Here is a 19,599-nt window from a genome sequence, read left to right on the forward strand (position 1 = left end):
TCATTTGAATTGCAGCACTCTGTTGTATGGGACTTAGCATGAGCACCGATACCGCCGCCAGCCAGGCATTCACTCCGCGCTACATCATGATGAACGACACCGACAATGTCGCCATCGTCGTCAATGACGGCGGCCTGCCGGCCGGCACCGTCTTCCCCGATGGCCTGACCCTGGTCGACCGCGTTCCCCAGGGCCACAAGATCGCGCTGCGCGACCTCAAGCAGGGCGAAGCCATCGTGCGTTATGACGTGGCCATCGGCTACGCCGTGCGCGACATCCCCAAGGGCAGCTGGATCGAGGAATCGCTGGTGCAGATGCCGCCGGCGCGCGAACTGGACAACCTGCCCATCGCCACCAGGAAGCCGGCGCCGCAGCCGCCGCTGGAAGGCTATACCTTCGAGGGCTACCGCAATGCCGATGGCTCGGTGGGCACGCGCAACCTGCTGGCCATCACCACCACCGTGCAATGCGTGGCCGGGGTGGTGGAGCATGCGGTCAAGCGCATCCGCGCCGAACTGCTGCCCAAGTATCCCAATGTGGAAGATGTGGTGGCGCTGGAGCACACCTACGGCTGCGGCGTGGCCATCGATGCGCCCAATGCCGGCATCCCCATCCGCACCCTGCGCAACATCAGCCTGAACCCCAACTTCGGCGGCCAGGCCATGGTGGTGAGCCTGGGCTGCGAAAAGCTCCAGCCCAACCGCCTGCTGCCGGAAAACATGATCCCCATCCACAAGGCCGGCGAGCCCTACGTGGTCTGCCTGCAGGATGCGGAGCACGTCGGTTTCAACTCCATGATCGATTCCATCATGAAGATGGCCGAGGCGCGCCTGACCGAACTGGACAAGCGCCGTCGCGAAACCTGCCCGGCCTCGGACCTGGTGGTGGGCGTGCAGTGCGGCGGCAGCGACGCCTTCTCGGGCGTGACGGCCAACCCGGCAGTGGGCTTTGCAACCGACCTGCTGGTGCGCGCCGGCGCCTCGGTGATGTTCTCGGAAGTGACCGAAGTGCGCGACGGCATCGACCAGCTGACCTCTCGCGCCGTCAACGAGGAAGTGGCCCAGGCCATGATCCGCGAGATGGACTGGTACGACAATTACCTCAAGCAAGGCGGCGTCGACCGCAGTGCCAACACCACCCCCGGCAACAAGAAGGGCGGACTGGCCAACATCGTCGAGAAGGCCATGGGCTCCATCGTCAAGTCCGGCTCCAGCCCGATTTCGGGCGTGCTCTCGCCGGGCGACAAGCTGCAGCAGAAGGGCCTGATCTATGCGGCCACGCCGGCCTCGGACTTCATCTGCGGCACCTTGCAGCTGGCGGCCGGCATGAATCTTCATATCTTCACCACGGGCCGGGGTACGCCCTATGGTTTGGCGGCCGTGCCGGTCATCAAGGTCGCCACCCGCAATGACCTGGCGCGGCGCTGGCATGACCTGATGGACGTCAACGCCGGGCGCATCGCCAGCGGCGAAGCCACCATCGAGCAGGTCGGCTGGGAACTGTTCCAGCTGATGCTGGACGTGGCCAGCGGCAAGAAGCGCACCTGGGCCGAACAATGGAAGCTGCACAACGCGCTGACCCTGTTCAATCCGGCACCCGTGACCTGATCCTCCCTTGGGGCCCGCTTGCGGGCCTTTTTTTGTTCCATCGTGATGCCAACAACAAGATGATTCGCCAGGAGACAGCATGAGCAACACCCTTTCTTCCCCTTCTTCACCTTCTTCGCGCCTCGCCACCTTGATCGCCACTTCCGCCCTCAGCCTGGCCGCCACGCATGCCGGTGCGGCCACCGTCGCCTACGTCTCCAATGCCGACAGCCAGGACATCTACGTGCTCCAGCTCAATGGCGATGGCAGCGTCAACCTGATCGACAAGGTCGATACGGGCAGCACCGTGATGCCGCTGGCCCTGAGCCCGGACCACAAATTCCTCTACGCCGCGCTGCGCGGCCAGCCCTATTCGGTAGTGAGCTATGCCATCGATCCCGCGAGCGGCAAGCTCAAGGCCTTGTCCAAGGCGCCACTGGCCGACAACATGGCCAACATCGCCACCGACCGCAGCGGCCGTTACCTGCTGGCGGCGTCCTACTCGGGCAACAAGATCTCGGTCAATGCCATCGGGGCCGACGGCACCGTGCAGTCGCCGCCGCTGGCAGTGATCCCGACCGGGAAGAACGCGCATTGCGTGCAGGTTTCGCCTGACAATGCCTTCGTTTTTGCCAGCAACCTCGGCAGCGACGTGATCCTGCAATACCGCTTCGACGCGGCCACAGGCGCGGTCGCACCCAACAGCCCGCCGTCGGTCGCCACCAAGGCCGGTGCCGGGCCGCGCCATTTCGTGTTCTCGCCGGACCAGCGCTTCGTCTATTCGACCAATGAGCTCGATGCCACCGTCAACACCTATGGCTACAACCGCCAGTCCGGCACCCTGACCCTGCAGGGCAGCGACTCGGCCTTGCCCGATGGCTTCAAGACCAGCGAACAACTGGCCGCCGCCGACCTGCACCTGACCCCGGATGGTCGTTTTCTTTATGCCACCGAGCGCACCTCCAACACCCTCACCGGCTATCGCGTGGAGCCGGCCAGCGGCAAGCTGACCCGCATCCTCAACGTTCCCACCGAAACCCAGCCGCGCGGTTTCAACATCGATCCGCAAGGGCGCTATTTGCTGGCTGTCGGCCAGAAGGCCGGCCTGACCAGCTACGCCATCGACCGCGACAGCGGGGCACTTACCCCTGTCTTCCGCTACACACTGGGGCGCAATCCGAATTGGGTCGAGATCATCGACCTGCCCGGCGTGCGCTGATCCTGAAGGGATTTGCTTCACCTGCCGAAGCCTTGATATGTTGTTTTTCGAGCTTGCCGGATGTCATCCCGGCAAGCTTTTTCACATCTGGGCCTCGTCATATGAAGTTGGCTTGATCCAAAACAGCCAGCCCCGGGTGTTGCCGGTGCACAATGCGAAAGCCGACATTTGCTGGCCGCCCTAACCGGGAATTGGGGGAGTTTTGGTTGGTTTGCCGCCGATATGAAGCGTGACTCGCTGATGTATCGTCTGTGCCATGTTGTTCATTTCACGTGTTGTACAAATATTAAGCGGAGAGAGGGAATGCGAAATCTGACGGTTCGCTTCAGCCTGATGAGCGCGCTTGCGCTGTTTTCATGCATGATCGTAGTGGGTGCTGCTGTGGGCATCTTTGCGCTGGGCCGCGCCAACGAGGCGACGGAGTACGTGCACGAGATTGCCGAGCACGTCATCGTCATCAATGACGCCTACAAGGACACCACCCGTACACGCTCGGCGCTGACGCGCGCCTATGCCAACCAGAAGGAAAAGAACGATCCTGCGGTCACCGAGGCGGCCCTCAAGAGTGCCCAGGCCAGCTACGAGCGCGGCCTCAAATTCGTCGACGAGTTCAGCAAGTTGCCCGATCTGGCCGGTGAGGAAACGGCGGTCAAGAAGGAACTGATCGAATCGGCGCGAGCCCTCTCCGATTTGCTGGCCAAGGCGTCCAGCCAATTGAAGGCGGGTGACACCGGCGCCTACTCCGAATTGAATGACAAGCAGATCAATCCGGCCGGTGGCCGGTTCTCCAAGGCGCTGGATGCATTCCAGAAACGCGCCATGGAACTCAACGACAATGCGGCCAGCGAGCGCACCCGTGAGTACAACATGGTGGTCTGGATGGTAATCGCAGGCCTGATCGGCGCCATGTTCCTGGTGATCGGAGTGCATTTCCTGCTGCGCAACATCGTCCTCACGCCGCTCAACCGCGCCGTGCATCTGCTGGATCTGGTGGCCAATGGCGACCTGACCACCAAGGTCGACGTCCACAGCAACAACGAGATCGGCCGCCTGTTCTCGGCCATCCGCAGCATGCAACAGGCGCTGCTGACCACGGTCTCGCGCGTACGCAGCAGTTCGGACAGCATCGATACCAATGCCAAGGAAATCGCCGCCGGCAACATGGACCTGTCTTCGCGTACCGAGCAGCAGGCCAGTTCGCTGGAAGAAACCGCCGCCTCCATGGAGGAGCTGACCGGTACCGTCAAGCAGAATGCCGACAATGCCCTGCAGGCCAACCAGCTGGCGCATTCGGCCTCCTCCACCGCCAGCAAGGGCGGGGAAGTGGTGGCGCAGGTGGTCGATACCATGCAGGCCATCAATGAATCCTCGCGCAAGATCGTCGACATCATCAGCGTGATCGACGGCATCGCCTTCCAGACCAACATCCTGGCGCTCAACGCGGCGGTGGAAGCCGCGCGCGCCGGTGAGCAGGGCCGCGGCTTTGCGGTGGTGGCGTCCGAAGTGCGCTCGCTGGCCCAGCGTTCGGCGGCGGCTGCCAAGGAGATCAAGTCGCTCATCGATGATTCGGTGGAGAAGGTCGAAGCCGGCAGCCAGTTGGTGGAGCAGGCCGGTGCCACCATGAGCGAAGTGGTCACCAGCGTGCAGCGCGTGACCGACATCGTGGGCGAGATCGCCGAAGCCAGCCGCGAGCAGAGCACCGGTATCGAACAGGTCAACCGCGCCATCACCCAGATGGATGAAGTGACCCAGCAGAACGCCGCACTGGTGGAGCAAGCGGCCGCTGCGGCCCAATCGCTGCAGGCCCAGGCGACCAACCTGGTCGGTGCGGTCAGCATCTTCAAGATCGATGCGCACCAGGTTGCCAGCCCGGCGGCCAAGCCGCGTCCGGCACCGATGGCACCGCCGCCGGCCCCGGTTGCACCCGCTGCACCTGCCTTGAAGCCGGCGCCGCCCGCGCCCGCTGCGGCGGCGGCACCGAAGGTTGCTCCCAAGTTGCCGCCTGCCAAGGCCGCGCCGCCTGCCCCGAGCAGCCGCATCAAGGACGATGCACAGGATTGGGAAGAGTTCTGATTGTTGGTGCTTTGCTTCACGAAAACCTCCGTCGCTTGGGCCACGGAGGTTTTTTTTCGGACAGCGCCTGCACTTTCTTTCATATCGCCCAAAAAGGAAGGGGGGCCGCAGTGTCCTGCGGCCCCCCTTCCTTGATTGCTCCGACCAGATCAGACGCGCGTTATTGCGGGCCCAGCTTCTTGATCAACGCAGCCAGCTCTTCGTGCTCTTCCGGCGTGCAGTCGGTCAGGGGCGTACGCACCGGGCCGGCATCGTGGCCGACGATCTTGGCGCCGGCCTTGACGATGGAGACGGCGTAACCGGCCTTGCGGTTGCGGATGGCCAGGTAGGGCAGGAAGAAGTCATCGATCAGCTTGCCCACGGTGTCGTGGTCTTCCTTGGCGATGGCCTGGTAGAACTCGACGGCGGTCTTGGGGATGAAGTTGAAGACCGCCGAGGAGTACACCGGCACGCCCAGCGCCTTGTAGGCGGCGGCGTAGACTTCCGCGGTCGGCAGGCCGCCCAGGTAGGTGAAGCGGTCACCGAGCTTGCGGCGGATATGCACCATCGGTTCGATCTCGCCGATGCCGTCCTTGAAACCGATCAGGTTGGGGCAGCGGTCAGCCAGGCGTTGCAGGGTCTCGGCGTTGAGCTTGCAGACCGCACGGTTGTAGATGATGACGCCGAAATTGACCGATTTGCAGACCGCTTCCACGTGGGCGGCGATGCCGTCCTGGCTGGCTTCGGTCAGGTAGTGGGGCATCAGCAGGATGCCGTGGGCACCCAGGCGCTCGGCTTCCTGGGCGTAGGCGATGGCCGCGCGGGTGGAACCGCCGGCGCCGGCGATGATGGGTACCTTGCCACGGCAGGTGTCGACGGCGGTGCGGATGATGTCCGAATATTCACCCGGGACCAGCGAGAAGAACTCACCCGTGCCACCGGCGGCAAACAGTGCGCTGGCGCCATAGGGGGCCAGCCATTCCAGGCGCTCGATGTAGGTCTTGGGGCGGAAATCGCCTTGCTCGTCGAAGTCCGTCAGCGGGAATGACAGCAGGCCGGAAGAGAGGATCTGTTTGAGGTCTTGGGGTGTGTACTGGGACATGGTTTCGCTCGACGCCGTTAGGAATGGGTTGGAAAACGAGGCATTAGGATGAATGTTGTCTCTGGTCTTCTTGTATCCAATTAGGATATCAGTCATCGTACAACATAAGATTTCAGAAAGCCAGCAATTTGTTATGACGTTTTGCGCAGGGATGGAGGAGGGGATTGGCGGCGAGCCCGGGCGACGCGATCGCCGGCTGGTGCGTGCTTGCTGAAGAGGGAGAGAAGTACAGAGGGGGCCGGTCCGTGCAGCACGGACCGGTTGGGCTTGAAGGCGGTCAGGCGTTGGCCGCCGTGCCCGATTCGGCTTCCTGCTGCGCGCGGCGCAGGCGCTCGCGGCTGTTGGTGAGGTGATTGCGCATGGCCGCGCGGGCCGCTTCGGTGTCGCCCCGCGCGATGGCTTCATAGATGTCTTCATGCTCGCGCTGCACCCGCTCCAGGTAGCTGGCCTGCTGGTCATGCGCCAGCTCGGCGGTATTGATGCGCTTGCGCGGGATCACCCCCATGCCCAGATGGCTGATGATCTCGATGAAATAACGGTTGCCGGTGGCGTTGGCGATGGCGAAGTGGAAGCGGAAATCCGGGCCCACGGTGTCACCGCCGCTTTTCTGGTTGGCATGGAACAGGTCCAGCGCCTCGCGGATTTCCTGCAGCTGGGCATCGCTGCGGCGCGATGCGGCCAGGCCTGCGGTCTCGGTCTCCAGGCTGATGCGCAGCTCCAGCAGCGCCAGCAGGTCACGCATGGTGGTGATGGTGGCCGGGTCGATGTTGATGTTGGAACCCTTCTTGGCTTCCAACACGAAGGTGCCAATGCCGTGCCGCGTTTCCACCAGTCCGGCCGCCTGCAGGCGCGAGATGGCTTCGCGCACCACGGTGCGCGACACGCCCTGGGTCTGCATGATCTCGGATTCGGTAGGCAGCTTGTCGCCGGGCTTGAGGCTGCCGCTGCTCATCATTGCGGTCAGCGCCGCCACCACTTCCTGCGACAGGCTCTGGGGCTTGCGGCGCGGGCGCAGCAGCGGGTTGGGGGTATCGCTTACATCCATATCGTTTTATTTCTCGGGAGCGCTGGCAGACCGGATTGTGAATGGTTGTGATCGGTCCGCATCAGGCGGGGTGAACATAGTCGCGCCATCTTACCAGATCGATAAGCTGCCACAACGCCAGGACCAGCCGTAGCCGTGAGAGTAGCGCACTTTGCGCAAGAGGTCAGACAAGTTTCAAGTGATTTTTTCGACGGCTTGCGCCAGGCCAGGTTTTGGTCGATATGAAGGAAAAGGCAGGGTACCTGACAGAATTACTCGGGTTTGCTATACTTGACTCAAATATTCGGGAATTCAGGGTAACCGGCCCCGCCGGTGCATTTGTTTCTGGAGCGAACTTCATGCGTCTTACCACCAAAGGCCGTTTTGCCGTGACTGCGATGATTGACCTGGCTTTGCGCCAGGGCAAGGGCCCCGTCACGCTGTCGGCCATCAGCGAGCGCCAGGAAATTTCTTTATCATATCTGGAGCAGTTGTTCGGCAAGTTGCGGCGTCACCAGATCGTCGAGTCCGTGAGGGGGCCTGGCGGTGGTTACAATCTCGCCCGCAAGGCGGCCGACGTGTCGGTTGCCGACATCATCATCGCGGTGGACGAACCCCTGGATGCAACCCAGTGCGGTGGCAAGGAAAATTGCCACAGCGCGGCCCATCCCGGCGGCGCACGCTGCATGACGCATGAGCTGTGGTCCACCCTGAACGAGAAGATGGTCGAATACCTGGATTCGGTATCCCTCCAGGACCTGGTGGACCAGCAAAAAGAACCCAAGGCGGCCGAGCACCGTGCCGCCGACTCGCAGAGCGTGGTGGTGATGCACCGCCCGCAAGCCGCAGCCTGATTTGGAGCAAGGACCTTATGAACGCACCCCTGGAAAAAAGCCTGCTGGAGACCATCAAGGCTCCGCACTTCCCGATCTACATGGACTACTCGGCGACCACCCCGGTCGATCCGCGCGTGGCCGACAAGATGATCCCTTACCTGCGCGAGCAGTTCGGCAACCCCGCTTCGCGCAGCCACATGTACGGCTGGACCGCTGAAAAGGCCGTGGAAGAGGCGCGTGAAGAAGTGGCCAAGCTGGTCAACGCGGATTCGCGCGAGATCATCTGGACCTCCGGCGCCACCGAGAGCAACAACCTGGCCATCAAGGGCGCGGCGCAGTTCTACAAGTCCAAGGGCAAGCACATCATCACCGTCAAGACCGAGCACAAGGCGGTGCTGGATACTTTCCGCGAGCTGGAGCGCGTGGGCTTCGAAGCCACCTACCTGCAGCCGCAGGACAATGGCCTGGTGACGGTCGAGCAGATCGCTGCCGCCGTGCGTCCGGATACCATCCTGGTCTCGGTCATGCTGGTGAACAATGAAATCGGCGTGATCCAGCCGGTGCCGGAAATTGGCGAGTTCTGCCGCTCCAAGGGCATCATCTTCCACAGCGACGCCGCCCAGGCGACCGGCAAGGTCAAGATCGACCTGGAGAACTGGAAGGTCGACCTGATGAGCTTCTCGGCCCACAAGAGCTACGGTCCCAAGGGCATCGGTGCCCTGTACGTGCGCCGCAAGCCGCGTGTGCGCATCGAAGCGCAGATGCACGGTGGTGGCCACGAGCGCGGCCTGCGTTCGGGCACCCTGGCCACGCACCAGATCGTGGGCATGGGTGAAGCTTTCCGCCTGGCGCGTGAAGAAATGGACAGCGAACTGTCCCGCATCCGCGCGCTGCGTGACCGCCTGGCCAAGGGCCTGCAAGAGATCGAAGAAACTTACATCAACGGCGACATGGATCACCGCGTGCCGCACAACCTGAACGTGAGCTTCAACTACGTGGAAGGTGAATCGCTGATCATGGCCATCAAGGACATCGCCGTCTCGTCCGGTTCGGCTTGCACCTCGGCCAGCCTGGAGCCGTCCTACGTGCTGCGCGCCCTGGGCCGCAGCGACGAACTGGCACACAGCTCGATCCGCTTCACCATCGGTCGCTTCACCACCGAGGAAGACATCGATTTCACCATCGAGCTGATCAAGAGCAAGGTCGGCAAGCTGCGCGAGCTGTCCCCGCTGTGGGACATGTACAAGGACGGCGTGGACCTGTCCACCATCCAGTGGGCGGCCCACTAAACCAGGATTCTGCCAGCCATCGCCAGCAGCCGCAGCAGGGCAGGGCGATGGTCGAAACCATCATCTAGGGAGCAAAGAACATGTCTTATTCCGAAAAAGTACTCGACCACTATGAAAACCCCCGCAACGTCGGCGCCTTCGAAAAGGGCGACGACACCGTGGGCACCGGCATGGTCGGCGCTCCGGCTTGCGGCGACGTGATGAAGCTGCAGATCAAGGTCGGCGCGGATGGCGTCATCCAGGATGCCAAGTTCAAGACCTATGGCTGCGGTTCGGCCATCGCCTCGTCCTCGCTGGTGACCGAATGGGTCAAGGGCAAGACCCTGGACGAAGCACTGTCCATCAAGAACACCCAGATCGCCGAAGAACTGGCGCTGCCGCCGGTGAAGATCCACTGCTCGATCCTGGCCGAAGACGCCATCAAGGCCGCCGTGCAGGACTACAAGGCCAAGCACGGCGAACAGCAGCAAGCCGCCTGAGCGGCTTGACGGGCAAGACAGCAAGGCCGTTTTCGATTTCGTAAGGCAAGCATCATGGCAATCACGTTGACAGAGAAGGCAGCAAAACACATCAGCCGCTACATGGAGCGCCGTGGCAAGGGTATCGGCCTGCGCCTGGGTGTGCGCACCACCGGCTGCTCCGGCCTGGCTTACAAGCTGGAGTATGTGGATGAACAATCGTCCGAAGACACCGTCTTCGAGTCGCATGGCGTGCGCGTCTTCGTCGATCCCAAGAGCTTGCCCTACATCGATGGCACCGAGCTGGACTTCGCGCGTGAAGGACTCAATGAAGGGTTCAAGTTCCAGAACCCCAATGTCAAGGATGAGTGCGGCTGCGGCGAAAGCTTCCGCATCTGAGCTGCATTTTCAAGTTCTTGTCGATGCCGTCGCACCGGCTTTGCGGTGCAGGCGGCCATAGCTTAGCCGGATCGTGATAGCCTGACTGCCTCGTGATCGCTCCGCGCGGGGCCGACCCGGTCACCGTCCGCTGTCCCTGATGTGCCAAGCCTGTTGCAGTCCGACAGGCTTTTTATTTTTCAGCCATGCAAAACCACTTCGACCTGTTCCAGCTGCCGCAACGCTTCGCCATCGACCAGAAGGCGCTGGAGCAGGCTTTCCACAGCGTGCAGGGCCAGGCTCATCCGGACAAGTTCGCCCACGCCAGCGACGCCGAGAAGCGCGTGGCCATGCAGTGGGCCACACGGGCCAACGAGGCTTACCAGACGCTGAAGAATCCCTTGAAGCGCGCCCGCTACCTGTGCGAACTGCACGGCGTGGACCTGCAGACCGAATCCAACACCGCCATGGCCCCGGCCTTCCTGATGCAGCAGATGGAATGGCGCGAGACACTGGACGACGCCAAGGCCGGCAAGGACATCGACGCCCTGGAGCAGCTCAACACCGAACTGCTGAGCGAGAAGAAAGCCGAGATCGCGCGCATCGAAGCGCTGCTGGACGCGGGTGACTACGCCGGTGCCGGCAAGCTGGTACGCCAGCTGATGTTCCTCGACAAGTTCGGCACCGAGATCGGCGATGCTTTCGCCCTGATCGAAGGCTGACCGGAGACGCACGATGCCCGATCTGTTCCTGTTCCTGCTGGCCGCGATGACGCTGACCCTGGCGCCGGGTCCGGACAACATCTATGTGCTCACGCGCGGCATCGCTCAAGGGCGCAAGGCCGGGCTGGTGGCTGCGGCCGGTTTTTGTTCAGGCCTGATCTTTCATACGCTGCTGGCGGTGCTGGGTTTCGCTGCGCTCATCAAGGCCTATCCGCCGGCTTACCACGCGCTGCAATATGCGGGAGCGGCCTATCTCGCCTATCTCGGCATACGCACATTGCGCTCGGCTTCCAGCGGTATTGCCTTGGCCGCAGGCGGGCAGGGCACAGCTGCCGTCCCGCTGCGCCGCATCTACTGGCAGAGCGTGCTGGCCAATATGCTCAACCCGAAGGTGACGCTGTTCTTCATCGCCTTCCTGCCGCAGTTCGTGCAGCGCGAGGCTGGCCATGAAGCCCTGCAGATGCTGGTACTGGCGCTGGTGTTCATCGCCCAAGCCTTCGTCATCTTCAGCGCCATTGCGCTTTTTTCCGGTGCCGTCGGTGCAGTTTTCCGCCGTCGCGCTTCCGCTTCCGTCCATCTGAATCGCCTGGCAGGCTGTGCCTTCATCGGCCTGGGCATCCGGATGGCCTTACCCGAATAACAGCGAGTCACTTCGCCCCAACGCTCCACGACGAGTCCACACCTTATGGCTTTACTGCAGATTTCCGAACCGGGCATGTCCACCGCGCCACACCAGCGTCGTCTGGCCGTCGGCATTGACCTGGGTACCACCAATTCGCTGGTGGCGACCGTGCGCAACAGCATTCCCGAAGTCCTGGCCGATGACGACGGCCGCGTGCTGCTGCCCTCGATCGTGCGCTACCTGCCCAACGGCCATGCCAACATCGGTTACAAGGCCCAGGCCGCGCAGACCATCGATCCGCGCAATACCATTGTCTCGGTCAAGCGCTTCATGGGCCGCGGCCTCAAGGACATCGCCCATGCCGAGAACATGCCCTACGACTTCCAGGACCAGCCTGGCATGGTGCAGATCAAGACCGTGGCGGGCGTGAAGAGTCCGGTGGAAGTGTCGGCCCAGATCCTGGCCACGCTGCGCCAGACCGCCGAGGATGCCCTGGGTGACGACCTGGTGGGTGCCGTCATCACCGTGCCGGCCTACTTCGACGATGCCCAGCGCCAGGCCACCAAGGACGCGGCGCAACTGGCCGGCCTCAATGTGCTGCGCCTGCTCAACGAACCGACGGCGGCCGCGATCGCCTACGGCCTGGACAATGCCTCCGAAGGCATCTTCGCGGTCTATGACCTGGGCGGCGGTACCTTCGACATTTCCATCCTCAAGCTCACGCGCGGCGTCTTCGAAGTGCTGTCCACGGGCGGCGACTCGGCGCTGGGCGGGGATGACTTCGACCATCGCCTGTTCTGCTGGATCAGCCACGAAGCGCAACTGCAGCCGCTGTCGGATGAAGATACGCGCCTCCTGATGGTCAAGGCGCGCGAGGTCAAGGAACTGCTTTCGACCAAGGATGAAGTGCAGATCGATGCCGTGCTCAAGTCCGGCGAAGAAGTGCACCTGTCGATTACCGCCGCACAATTCAATGAAATCACCCAGCACCTGGTCGCCAAGACCGTGGCGCCGGTACGCAAGGCCCTGCGCGACGCCGGCCTGACCGTGGAAGATGTCGATGGTGTGGTGCTGGTCGGCGGTGCGACCCGCATGCCGCACATCCGCCGCGCGGTGGGCGAGTTCTTCAAGACCAATCCGCTGTCCAACATCGACCCCGACAAGGTAGTGGCGCTGGGCGCGGCCGTGCAGGCCAACCTGCTGGCCGGCAATCGTGCGCCGGGCGACGACTGGCTGCTGCTGGACGTGATCCCGCTGTCGCTCGGTATCGAGACCATGGGCGGCCTGGCCGAGAAGGTCATCCCGCGCAACTCCACCATTCCGTGTGCACGTGCGCAGGAATTCACCACCTTCAAGGATGGCCAGACCGCCATGGCGATCCACGTGGTGCAGGGCGAGCGCGAACTGGTGGCTGACTGCCGTTCGCTGGCCCGTTTCGAACTGCGCGGCATCCCGCCCATGGCCGCCGGTGCGGCGCGCATCCGCGTGACCTACCAGGTCGATGCCGATGGCTTGCTGGCCGTGTCGGCGCGCGAGATGACCTCGGGCGTGGAAGCCTCCATTACCGTCAAGCCTTCGTATGGCCTGGGTGACGATGAAATCGCCCGCATGCTGCAGGAATCCTTCAGCTCGGCCGATGAAGACATGCAACGCCGCGCCCTGCGCGAAGAGCAGGTCGAAGCCGAGCGCATCGTCCTGGCCACGCGGTCGGCCCTGCAGGCCGATGCCGCGCTGCTGTCGGAAGAGGAGCGCGTGGCCATCGAAGCGCAGATCGACGCCGTGACCGTCGCCGCGCAAGGTGCCGACCACCTGGCCATCAAGGCGGCGGTGGATGCGCTGGCGCATGGCACGGAAGAATTCGCCGCACGGCGCATGGACCGCAGCGTCCACGCCGCGCTGGCTGGCAAGAAGCTCGACGAAGTCGCGTAAGCGATTCCGTCACCCGCACACTGTAGACACGATAGAGAAAACACGAGAGCCACCATGCCCCAGATCGTCATCCTCCCCCATCCGGTCCTCTGCCCTGAAGGCTCGGTGATCGATGCCCCCGCCGGCAAGACCTTGTGCGATGCGCTGCTGGACAGCGACATCGACATCGAGCACGCCTGCGAGAAGTCCTGTGCCTGTACCACCTGCCACGTCGTCATCCGCGAAGGCTTCGAGACCCTTGGGGACCCGACCGACAAGGAAGAGGACCTGCTGGACATGGCCTGGGGCCTGGAAGCGACGTCCCGCCTGTCTTGCCAGGTGGTGCTGGGCGAAGACGACCTGACCGTCGAAATCCCCAAGTACACCATCAACCACGCCTCGGAGAATCACTGATCTTCCGGGGTTTTCGTTCGGTGCCGTGGCACCGGGGAGACTGACATGAAATGGACTGACACCCAGCAGATCGCCGAGGAACTCTACGACAAGTTTCCCGACGTCGATCCCAAGACCCTCCGCTTTACCGACCTGCATCGTTGGGTGATGGAGCTGGAGGGATTTGAGGATGATCCCAATCGCTCTGGTGAGCGCATTCTGGAAGCCATTCAGGCGGCGTGGATTGCCGAGGCGGAATGACTCGGACAGCTGCGGTAAAAGCGAAAAGCCGCATCGATTCGATGCGGTTTTTTTACGTTTGACGTATCTGCGATCTCTGCAAAATATCAGATGAAGAGATCAGGAATTTGTCTTGTACCCGCAGCATATTGTGGAAAAATCTTCTCCAATGCCTGATCCGGGATGCGCATATGCCGCTCCGACAGAGCACACAAGACCGCACGAAAATCGGTCGTGATCGCCAGGTCGCGCCCTTCGTTCAAGGCCGTCTGGTTCAGCCCCGGCCACTGTCCATAAATCTTGCCGCCGCGCAGATTGCCCCCCATCAGCCACATCGCATTGCCGTGGCCATGATCGGTCCCGCCGTTGCCATTCTCCTTGAAGGTGCGGCCGAATTCGGACATCACCACGATGACCGTGTCATTGAAAGCCGGCCCCAGTTCGCGTGCCAGCGTAGCCAGGCCGGTGGCCAGCGGCGACAGCCGCCCGGCCAGCTGACCGGTGCCGTTGCCTTGCGCGATGTGCGTGTCCCAGCCACCTACGGCCAGGAAGGCCAGGCGGATGCGCGGATCATGCCGCATCAACCGGCCCAAACGCGACGTGTCCATGGACAAACCATTGGGCAACGGCGCGCCGTTGTTGGCCATCTGCTGCTCCTGGCTGTTGATCTCGGCCATGAGCTGCTTGCGCGCGGCCATGCCATCGCGATAGGCCTTGCCCAGCGCATCATCACCGCCATACAGCGGATCGAAGACCTGGCTCCAGCGCGGCTGGTCAATCATGCTCGGACGCGTGGCATCGCGCCCGGTCTGCAGATTGGCCGCCACGTTGTGGCCGCTCAGGATGCGCGGCGTGGCGCTGCCGACGTTGATGGCCTGCAGTGGCGACTCGGCCGGCGGCAGGTAATCCATCACCCGGTTGAGCCAGCCATCGCGCGTGCTGTGCTGGCCGGGTGTGCCGGTTTCCATATAGTCCTGCGCTTCGAAGTGCGAGCGCGAGCCATCGGGCGAACCCGATGCATGCACGAAGGCCAGCTGCTCGCTTTCCCAGTACGGCATCAGCGGCTGCAGCGCCGGATGCAAACCGAAGTAACCGGTCAGGTCCAGCGCGCCGTTGGCCTGGCCGGGACGTGCCACCGCAATGGTCGGACGCGCCTGGTAGTACAGCGGATCGCCATGCGGCACCACCACGTTGAGGCCATCGACGGCCCCGCGCAGGAACACCACCACCATGCGCGGCGCACCGTCACCCTGGGCATGCGCGCGCGGGGCAGGGGAGCCGTAGGCGACCTTGCCGGGAGTGTGGCTGGCACGGCTGATGGTCTGGTCACCGGTGGGCACGACGACGCAGCCGGACAGGCCGATCGGGACCAGGATGGCGCCGCTACCGGCAGCGCCCAGATATCGGAGGAAATGGCGGCGGTTCATGCGAGCCTCGGCAAGATTAGCGTTTCATGAAATCGGGACTGCCCAGGATCAGGCCGGCGCGCTGGTTCTCCGGCGCGGCGTTGATCTGGGCGCTGGCCTGTGGCGTGATCGCCGGGCCCAGCGTGCGCAGCAATTGCTGCGGATCCAGCGGCGGCGCCTCGGCATTGGAAGGGGCGGGCGTCCCTTCGGGCCGCGCAATCGGCGACTTGCCGCTGGCCAGGTTGCCCGCCAGGTTGATCCGCCGCAGCAGCGCCCCCGGGTTGAGCCAGGCCGCCTCCGAATACTTGTAGCCTTCGGGCGTAAGCCAGCCATAGAGCGGCATGCCGGATTGCCCCAGTTCGCCATTGACCGGCTTGGCATTGCGCACCGTAATATCGCCTGCGCGCAGGGCCGAGACCATGAATTGGTAGGGCGTCTTGAACTGTGTCTGGTAGTTGCTGCGGGCCCAGAATTGCGGGCTGTCGAACAGCGTCTGCAACACTGCGCGGATATCGCCACCGGTGGCCAGGAATTTTTGCGAAAGCTTGGCCACCAGCGCCGGATCGGGACGGTCCGAGACGAAGTACTCCACCAGCTGGGTCGAGATGAAGCGTGCTGTCGAAGGATGATTGGCCAGGATGTCCAGCGCTGCCTCGCCTTCCTGGTAGCCGCTGGCCTGCAGCGGTTTTCCAAGGAAGACCTTGGGATCGTTGTCGTGCCGCTGGGCGACGAAGCGGAAGGGTGCAGCGCCCGCTTTCATCGCATCCACATCAATGGTCCAGCCGGAGAGGATGCGGGCCAGCGTGATCACGTCGGCTTGCTGGTAGCCACCATCCACTCCCAGGGTATGCAGTTCCATCAGCTCGCGTGCGTAGTTTTCGTTCAGGCCCTTGAAGCGCCCACGTGCACCGGGCGTGCCGGCCCCGCTGGAGAGCCAGTTGTCGAGGTAGTAGAGCATGGCAGGATGATGCGCCACCGCACCCAGCAGGTCGCGGAAGTTGCCCAGTGCATAGGGACGGATGGCGTTCTTTTCATAGTCGCCCACCCAGTAGCGCACCCACTCCTTGCCTTCGAAGACGTTGAAGTGATTGGCCCAGAATTCGGTCATCACCTCTTCCAGTTGGCGCGGGCTCTCGGTGGCTTGCAGCAGGCGCGCCATGTGTACTTGCGGGGTCAGCTCGCGCGCTGCACGCTGGCGGGCGGCCTGCTGTTGCTCCTTGCTGGCGCTGCGGTCGAAAGACGGCGGACCATAGTCGACAAACAATTGTGCAGGCGTCATCTGCAGCCCCGGCAGGGCCGCCAGCCGCGCCTGCAAGTCCTCTGGCAGCGCGATGCGCTCGGGATGCAGCTGCTGGTCGATGTAGCGCTTGACGCCCATGCGTTCGACCTGTTCCAGGTCGCCGGGGCGGGGGCCGTACGCCAGGCGGTTCAGTACATGCAGGGCGCGCTCCTGGTCCGACAGCGGCATGTTGTTGTCCCCGGCGGTGGCCGGCTGCACCTGCCCCAAGGTGCAGGACAGCACGGCCAGCATCAGGAGTACCGAAGGTAGCGGCGGGGTTCGCTTGGGTGTTGCTTGCATCGAGGTGCCTCGTGAGATCGGGAACAGTGCTGAACTGGAGTGCAACGCCGGGTAACGGCGTCAGGCCAGTATGGTCAGGGGCCTGCAGGCGGGCTGTAATAAAGTGTAATGCGGTGTGCCGGGCGAGCCGCGCCACTGTAGCGCAGCAAGCATCAAGCTTCATACAGGGTGTTACAAAGCTGACGCGTTCGTCAGCTTCCGGCAAGCGCTGTAAAGTGTGGGACATCGCGATTTGTCGCGGTTTTTCAGACGATTCTTATGCGCTCATCGGCGGCACTCGACCACAATAGCGCCTTTGCCAGTGTGCACGACCTGCATGCCGGATTACGCACTGCAGCAGCTTCATCACATCAGAATTCTTGGGAGAGGGCGCATGACATGGACCTTGGCATCGGCGACGCGCATCGCCTTGCTGGATGACCACGCCGTGGTGCGCTATGGCCTGGCCAAGCGCCTGGCCGAGGAGCCGGACTTTGCCGTCATCGGCGCATTCGCCACCAGCAAGGAACTCATGGCGGCGCTGCGCGCCTCGCCCGCCGACTTGCTGCTCATCGATTATTCACTGGGCAGCAACGACATCGATGGCCTGAACCTGATCCGCGCGCTGCGGGTGCGCTTCCCGCGCAGCAAGATCCTGGTGAGCTCGGCCCACAGCAGCCCGGCCACCGTGGCCATGGCCATGAAGGCGGGTGCGCGCGGTTTCGTGGGCAAGTCGCAGGAACTGACCGAATTGATCCAGGCCATTCGCATCGTCACACGCGGACGTGAATATCTCAACAGTGCCATGGCCCGCGAACTGGCCGCCATGCAGGCCGCCGAGGCGGCCGCGCGCAGCCAGCCCGAGGTCCGTCCGCCGCCCCGTCGCACGCGCAGCGCGACGGTGTCCTCCGATACGCTCTCGGATATGCCCAGCCTCTCGCCGCGAGAACGTGAAGTCCTGCGCTGCTGCCTGGATGGCATGTCGGTCACCGAGATCGCCGAAAAATTCGCCCGCAGCGTCAAGACCATCAGCGGACAGAAGCAATCGGCCTTCCGCAAGCTGGGCGTACGCAGCGACAACGAATTGTTCAAGATCGAATACCAGATCAAGGAGCTGTAAATGCCGCAACCGATGCAAAGCGCCCACACCCAGCCGCAAGTGCCCGGCGTGCTGCTGGTCGACGATTCGGCCACCATCCGCTACGCCATCCAGAACCGCCTGCAGCGGCTGGGCTGCCAGGTTGACTGCGTGGCCGATGGCGCCACCGCACTGGCCGCCATCCGGGCGCGGCCCTATGGCCTGGTCCTGCTGGATTGCTTCCTGCCTGACATGCCGGGCCAGGAAGTTGCGCGCCAGGTGCGCCACATGGAGCAGCAGGATCCGCAGCGCCCCTACACGCCCCTGATCGGCATTTCCGGCGAGACCGACGCCCAGCACGTGCAGCGCTGCCTGGACAGCGGCATGGACGGGATGCTGGGCAAGCCCTTGCAGACCCAGGCGATCCGCCGCCTGCTGGCGCTCTGGTGCGATCACGAGAGTGAGGATGAGGGGGACGCCGCCACGGCCGAAGAGCAACACAGCCGCGACCTGGACCAGCTGTTCCTGCAGACCACCCGCAATGACCTGCAGGCCCTGGAACAGGCCAGCCTGTCAGCCGACCGCGTGCGCATGGTACAGCTGGCACACCGCATGAAGGGCGCCGCCCTCACCATGGGACGGCTGGAGATCGTGGCCTTGCTCGATTGCATGGAAGAAGCGCTGCGCGCCGACGCCGACGGCCGGGAAGCCATCGGCCTGCTGCTGCAGTCGCTGGGCAGTGCCTTGCAGGCGCGCAGCCTGCAGGCCTGAGCGCTCGACGCTCGTCTCAGGCGCCCAGCCAGGGCAGGCCGGCCTTGCACCAGCCCTCGATGGTCTTGCGGTGGCCGTTGGCGTCCTTGTTGCCCTCGAACCCTTCGAGGATGTCGAAGCAGCGTGTATAGCCGTTCTCCGTAGCCAGCTTGGCGGCATGCTTGGAACGCACGCCCGAGCGGCACAGGAACAGCAGCACATCACCCGGCTGCGCCGCTTGCTGCAGTTGCTCCAGGAATTGCGGATTGGGTTTGCCTTCGGGGTAGAGATTCCACTGCACCGCCAGGTGCTGCGCCGCCGGGATCTGGACCACGCCCACCCAGTCGCGTTCGGCGCGGGTACGCACATCGACCAGCTTGATGGCGGGATCGGACTGCAGCAGGGCCAGTGCTTCCTGCGGGGTCACTGCGCCGGCGTAGGGGAGCTGGCCGTCGGCGGCACGTTGGGTGGCAGTGCTGAGAATCGAATCGTTGCTCATGGGAAAAGTCTCTTGTCTTGATAAGAAAGAAGTGCGCTCAGGCGCGCGCAGGAATGCCAGTAAAAGCCCATGAAGCGCAATCTGCTCAACGCGCCCCAAGGGAGATGATTTTAAACAATATAAACAGTTGGGCAATTTTCCCAAGCCGGTGCACGGATTTCCCTCAGGCGGGCGCATGCCCCAACACGGCGCATGCACGTAATCGGTGCAATTCGCATCGTCTGTCCAATATATGCATTTTGTTGGTGCATTTGGATGAAATTGCACCAAAACAATGCATGCAGGTGCGCGCTCTGCACCGCGCGCAGCGCCCCAACTGGCGCGACCTCCCTAAAAACTTCCATTATTGGCGCACCCGAAAGGTTGGTGGCATGGAATCTGCTATCATCCGCGACTGAGTTCGGCGCAAGACCGTTGTATCAAATGCAAAGATCCAGTCGCAGAAAACGGCTCAACACCCCAATTTATACTACTTCCTC

At 63.2% G+C, this 19,599-nt stretch carries 20 protein-coding genes; 15 read left to right on the top strand and 5 right to left on the bottom strand.

Annotation, left to right across the window (positions count from 1 at the left end; all coding sequences use genetic code 11):
- Nucleotides 1–38 precede the first annotated feature (38 nt).
- From garD to FYB76_RS21105, 3 genes are all read left to right on the top strand, one after another.
- Entirely contained in the window at nucleotides 39–1,607 is a 1,569-nt protein-coding gene (gene garD, locus FYB76_RS21095; protein ID WP_145604046.1) for a galactarate dehydratase, read from the top strand.
- A gap of 79 nt (nucleotides 1,608–1,686) precedes the next feature.
- The gene (locus FYB76_RS21100; protein ID WP_154134942.1) at nucleotides 1,687–2,805 is read left to right on the top strand and encodes a beta-propeller fold lactonase family protein; all 1,119 of its coding nucleotides are present in this window, start codon (nucleotides 1,687–1,689) and stop codon (nucleotides 2,803–2,805) included.
- Between the two features lie 303 nt (nucleotides 2,806–3,108).
- Nucleotides 3,109–4,878, top strand: a complete 1,770-nt coding sequence (locus FYB76_RS21105; RefSeq protein ID WP_154134943.1) for a methyl-accepting chemotaxis protein — start codon at nucleotides 3,109–3,111, stop codon at nucleotides 4,876–4,878.
- 160 nt (nucleotides 4,879–5,038) lie between these two features.
- Here FYB76_RS21105 and kdgD read toward each other — a convergent pair whose 3' ends face one another.
- Nucleotides 5,039–5,959, bottom strand: coding sequence for a 5-dehydro-4-deoxyglucarate dehydratase (kdgD, locus tag FYB76_RS21110; protein ID WP_088757000.1), 921 nt, complete (start codon nucleotides 5,957–5,959; stop codon nucleotides 5,039–5,041).
- A gap of 277 nt (nucleotides 5,960–6,236) precedes the next feature.
- Nucleotides 6,237–7,004: a FadR/GntR family transcriptional regulator gene (locus tag FYB76_RS21115; protein ID WP_088756999.1), complete on the bottom strand. Its 768-nt coding sequence runs from the start codon at nucleotides 7,002–7,004 to the stop codon at nucleotides 6,237–6,239.
- Nucleotides 7,005–7,342: 338 nt separating this feature from the next.
- Here FYB76_RS21115 and iscR point away from each other — a divergent pair, with 338 nt between their 5' ends.
- The 9 genes from iscR to iscX all read left to right on the top strand — a co-directional run bounded on the left by iscR (nucleotide 7,343) and on the right by iscX (nucleotide 13,850).
- Nucleotides 7,343–7,837 (top strand): Fe-S cluster assembly transcriptional regulator IscR, encoded by a 495-nt coding sequence (gene iscR, locus FYB76_RS21120; protein WP_034331344.1) that lies wholly within the window; start codon nucleotides 7,343–7,345, stop codon nucleotides 7,835–7,837.
- A gap of 17 nt (nucleotides 7,838–7,854) precedes the next feature.
- Nucleotides 7,855–9,108, top strand: coding sequence for an IscS subfamily cysteine desulfurase (locus tag FYB76_RS21125; RefSeq protein WP_034331343.1), 1,254 nt, complete (start codon nucleotides 7,855–7,857; stop codon nucleotides 9,106–9,108).
- 80 nt (nucleotides 9,109–9,188) lie between these two features.
- Nucleotides 9,189–9,587 carry a Fe-S cluster assembly scaffold IscU gene (iscU, locus tag FYB76_RS21130; protein WP_034331342.1) on the top strand — a complete coding sequence of 133 codons (399 nt, stop codon included), beginning with the start codon at nucleotides 9,189–9,191 and terminating at the stop codon, nucleotides 9,585–9,587.
- A gap of 54 nt (nucleotides 9,588–9,641) precedes the next feature.
- A complete protein-coding gene (gene iscA, locus FYB76_RS21135) occupies nucleotides 9,642–9,965 on the top strand; it encodes an iron-sulfur cluster assembly protein IscA (RefSeq protein ID WP_006712826.1) in 324 nt (107 codons plus the stop codon).
- A 185-nt stretch (nucleotides 9,966–10,150) separates the two neighbouring features.
- Complete coding sequence (hscB, locus tag FYB76_RS21140; protein WP_154134944.1) at nucleotides 10,151–10,666, top strand: Fe-S protein assembly co-chaperone HscB; 516 nt, start codon at nucleotides 10,151–10,153, stop codon at nucleotides 10,664–10,666.
- A gap of 13 nt (nucleotides 10,667–10,679) precedes the next feature.
- Entirely contained in the window at nucleotides 10,680–11,306 is a 627-nt protein-coding gene (locus FYB76_RS21145) for a LysE family translocator (RefSeq protein ID WP_088756997.1), read from the top strand.
- Between the two features lie 45 nt (nucleotides 11,307–11,351).
- On the top strand, nucleotides 11,352–13,217 hold the full coding sequence (hscA, locus tag FYB76_RS21150) for a Fe-S protein assembly chaperone HscA (RefSeq protein ID WP_154134945.1): 1,866 nt from the start codon (nucleotides 11,352–11,354) through the stop codon (nucleotides 13,215–13,217).
- Nucleotides 13,218–13,271: 54 nt separating this feature from the next.
- The gene (gene fdx / locus FYB76_RS21155; RefSeq protein WP_088756995.1) at nucleotides 13,272–13,610 is read left to right on the top strand and encodes an ISC system 2Fe-2S type ferredoxin; all 339 of its coding nucleotides are present in this window, start codon (nucleotides 13,272–13,274) and stop codon (nucleotides 13,608–13,610) included.
- A gap of 45 nt (nucleotides 13,611–13,655) precedes the next feature.
- Nucleotides 13,656–13,850 carry a Fe-S cluster assembly protein IscX gene (iscX, locus tag FYB76_RS21160; RefSeq protein ID WP_154134946.1) on the top strand — a complete coding sequence of 65 codons (195 nt, stop codon included), beginning with the start codon at nucleotides 13,656–13,658 and terminating at the stop codon, nucleotides 13,848–13,850.
- 86 nt (nucleotides 13,851–13,936) lie between these two features.
- On the opposite strand, the gene FYB76_RS21165 is transcribed toward iscX, so the two are convergent.
- Complete coding sequence (locus FYB76_RS21165) at nucleotides 13,937–15,256, bottom strand: DUF1501 domain-containing protein (RefSeq protein ID WP_154134947.1); 1,320 nt, start codon at nucleotides 15,254–15,256, stop codon at nucleotides 13,937–13,939.
- Nucleotides 15,257–15,272: 16 nt separating this feature from the next.
- Nucleotides 15,273–16,814, bottom strand: coding sequence for a DUF1800 domain-containing protein (locus tag FYB76_RS21170; RefSeq protein ID WP_154134948.1), 1,542 nt, complete (start codon nucleotides 16,812–16,814; stop codon nucleotides 15,273–15,275).
- A 373-nt stretch (nucleotides 16,815–17,187) separates the two neighbouring features.
- On the opposite strand from FYB76_RS21170, the gene FYB76_RS21175 reads away from it, so the two are divergent.
- Together FYB76_RS21175 and FYB76_RS21180 are read left to right on the top strand one after the other, a co-directional pair.
- A complete protein-coding gene (locus FYB76_RS21175) occupies nucleotides 17,188–17,913 on the top strand; it encodes a response regulator transcription factor (protein ID WP_088756992.1) in 726 nt (241 codons plus the stop codon).
- Nucleotides 17,914–18,642: a response regulator gene (locus FYB76_RS21180; protein ID WP_229297055.1), complete on the top strand. Its 729-nt coding sequence runs from the start codon at nucleotides 17,914–17,916 to the stop codon at nucleotides 18,640–18,642. It abuts the gene before it with no gap.
- Nucleotides 18,643–18,658: 16 nt separating this feature from the next.
- Here the strand turns inward: FYB76_RS21180 and FYB76_RS21185 are convergent, their stop codons facing one another.
- Nucleotides 18,659–19,120: a rhodanese-like domain-containing protein gene (locus tag FYB76_RS21185; RefSeq protein WP_154134949.1), complete on the bottom strand. Its 462-nt coding sequence runs from the start codon at nucleotides 19,118–19,120 to the stop codon at nucleotides 18,659–18,661.
- 53 nt (nucleotides 19,121–19,173) lie between these two features.
- Between FYB76_RS21185 and FYB76_RS21190 the strand changes: the two genes are divergently transcribed.
- On the top strand, nucleotides 19,174–19,518 hold the full coding sequence (locus FYB76_RS21190; protein ID WP_154134950.1) for a hypothetical protein: 345 nt from the start codon (nucleotides 19,174–19,176) through the stop codon (nucleotides 19,516–19,518).
- Nucleotides 19,519–19,599 lie beyond the last annotated feature (81 nt).

The sequence above is a fragment of the Herbaspirillum sp. CAH-3 genome (assembly GCF_009668275.1).
Lineage (GTDB): Bacteria > Pseudomonadota > Gammaproteobacteria > Burkholderiales > Burkholderiaceae_D > Herbaspirillum > Herbaspirillum aquaticum.